This is a genomic window from Halomonas halodenitrificans DSM 735 (assembly GCF_000620045.1).
Lineage (GTDB): Bacteria > Pseudomonadota > Gammaproteobacteria > Pseudomonadales > Halomonadaceae > Halomonas > Halomonas halodenitrificans.
On record NZ_JHVH01000047.1, the window covers coordinates 1 to 2,450 of the forward strand.

The window sequence follows — 2,450 nt, forward strand, 5'->3', positions numbered from 1 at the left end:
ACGTCGCGCTGGTTGAGGTTGTCGCCCAGGCGGAAGTGCTGATCGATGGCGTCGGCGAAGCTGCGCTTGCGCATCTCGCGGAAGAACTCGGCCAGATAGTCGACGATGAAGCCGTAGCGCTGTGTGAAGAACGACGGCCGCATCTTGGGGATCTCCCAGCCCGGGATGTAGGCGTGGAAGCGGTCGAAGAAGGCGGCGTCGATCATGGTGTCGGGGAACGGGGTAAGCAGGTGGCTGGTCTTCACCAGCGACTCGACGCTCTGGTTGATGTTGCCGACGAACACCATGGAGGCGGAGGCCTCCATCTGCTCGCGCCCGCGGGCGAAGGAGCCGGAGGCCATGTAGTCCTTCATGATCTGCACGCCGTCCTTGTCCTTGAACGAGATGCCGGCCACCTCGTCGAAGGCCACCAGGTCCCACATGCCGACTAGGCCGATGCGCCGCGAGCTCATGTTGTAGAACAGGTTGGCCACCGTGGTCTGGCCGCCGGAGACCAGGATGCTGTTGGGCGAGCACTCCTTGTAGATATGGCTCTTGCCGGTACCGCGGGGGCCCAGCTCGCAGACGTTGTAGTTGTTCTCCACAAACGGAATCATTCGGGCCAGCAGGTGCCACTGCACCTCGGAGTCCAGCTCGGCGGGCTCCATGCCGATGGAGCGCACCAGCACCTCGCGCCACTGGTCGGTGGTGAAACCGCGACGCCCCTCGAACAGCTCCTCCATGTTCATGTGGGGCATCTGGATCGGCTTGAGCTGGCTGACCCCGAACGGCGAGCCACGCTGGCCTTCCTCGTGGTAGTAGCTCAGGGTGGCGATCACCCAGATCCCGCCCACCAGCAGCTTCTCGTGCTCCTTGACGATGCCCGCGGAGATCTCGGCATCCTTGATCCCCAGGTTGCTGAACGCGGCCTCGTAGCAGTCCTGCTTCTCGTTGAGGCGCACCGTCACCCGGTCGATGACCTTGAAGCTGCCGCGCTCGCGGACCAGCGACTTGACCTTCTCGGCCTCGTCGGGGCGCACGTAGTTGTCGGTGAGGATCGTCTTGACGTTCTTCAGGCCCTCGTCGATCACTTCCTGATCGTCGGAGGCGCAGTACATGCCGAGCAGGTACTCCAGCACGTAGACCGGCACGTTGGCGCCTTCCTTGACCCGCTGGGTCAGGTCCTTGCGCACTACACGCCCGGCGAAGTGGGTGTTGAGCAGGGTGTCGAGATCGGCAGGCTCGTCAGAGCTGACGTTGGGGAGCGCTTCCATTCGAGCGGGTTCCATCGAATTGGTCATTTATGACACCAGAGCATCATCGAAGTGGCGGATATGCTCCGCCGGCACCCGGCGGCTTTCACGGGCCACATTGGCCTGCATGCTGGTCTGCGCCACCTCGTGCAGGGCGTCGTCGATCTTCCTGCGCTGATGGGTCTGGAACCAGTCCAGCACCTCGGCCAGGTGCCACAGCGAGGCGCGCCCCTCATGCAGCGGCAGCGGAAAGGTCGCCAGGTGCGTTTGCAGCAGCTTGCGCATGTTCTGGCGGGTGAAATCCAATAGCTCGGCGATATCCGTGACACCGACCAGGTCAGGCCCCACCTCGATCAGGCGGGCCTCGGGGATGGCGCGTTTCACATCCGCCATGGCGCTGGTAATCGCCTGCTGTGCCGATACCGCCTCGCGGGAAAACTCCAGAGCCAAGCGCCCCTTCAGCCCAACGCCGATCAAGGCATCGTCGCAGCCCGCCTCGAACAGGCGGGTTTCAAGCGCCTCCATGCCGAGGTCACCGGGCACCGCGAACTTGAGGGTAAAGTCGTAGGTCGTCATGTCTCGTCCTCCTCGGAGGATGTGCCACCCGTGCAGTTGTCGACCACGCGGCGCAGTTGCCGGGCATGATTGGCGGGGTTCTTCGGTGTGCTCCACACGCTGACGATGCAGAACTCACCGCAGCGGCACTCGCTATCGTTGTGTGGGCAGTACAGCCGGCCCCAGGCATACCCCGACGCGGGCTCAATCCGCCAGCCCTGCGCCTCGGCATAAGCCAGCGCCGCCTCGATGTCCTTCTTGCTGTGTCGTGGGCGGGTCATCGTGTCTCTTGCCAGTAGCGTAGGCTTTTGCCGCCAAGGTTGTCAATTGACAACCTCAGAAGAAATCATCGGTGAACGCCAGGTCGATGACCACACGGTAGCGCTCAAGCTCGGTGCCGAGGTCCTTGTCGCGCAGCACCAGGAAGTAATCGCGCTTGCGGTCGAAGTCGGTCCCCGACAGCGACAGGCGCACCGACTTCATGCGATCGCTGATGGTGTCGCTCGTGCTGTCGAAGGTCACTGTCTCCTCGCTTGAGACCGCCTCGGTGCCCTCGTAGATGGCCACGGCCAGGGTGATGGGCTTGAGCTGCTCGCTGACCGCCTCGGTCTGCAGCAGCTCGAAGCGCTGGATGTTGTTGACCATCTTCAGCGAGGCCTTGGG

At 63.4% G+C, this 2,450-nt stretch carries 3 protein-coding genes and 1 pseudogene; all 4 read right to left on the minus strand.

The genetic code is table 11. The features are described from left to right. On the minus strand, positions 1–1,280 hold a 1,280-nt coding region (brxL, locus tag Q358_RS0113835; RefSeq protein WP_425402562.1), incomplete at its 3' end, for a protease Lon-related BREX system protein BrxL. Beyond that, positions 1,281–1,808 (minus strand): helix-turn-helix transcriptional regulator, encoded by a 528-nt coding sequence (locus Q358_RS0113840; protein ID WP_027962517.1) that lies wholly within the window; start codon positions 1,806–1,808, stop codon positions 1,281–1,283. It lies immediately after the preceding gene. Next, positions 1,805–2,068, minus strand: a complete 264-nt coding sequence (locus Q358_RS0113845; RefSeq protein ID WP_027962518.1) for a hypothetical protein — start codon at positions 2,066–2,068, stop codon at positions 1,805–1,807. Before Q358_RS0113845 ends, Q358_RS0113840 begins: the two co-directional genes overlap by 4 nt. A 55-nt stretch (positions 2,069–2,123) precedes the next feature. Beyond that, positions 2,124–2,450 (minus strand): annotated as a pseudogene (locus Q358_RS0113850) (BREX-1 system phosphatase PglZ type A); the annotation flags it as partial.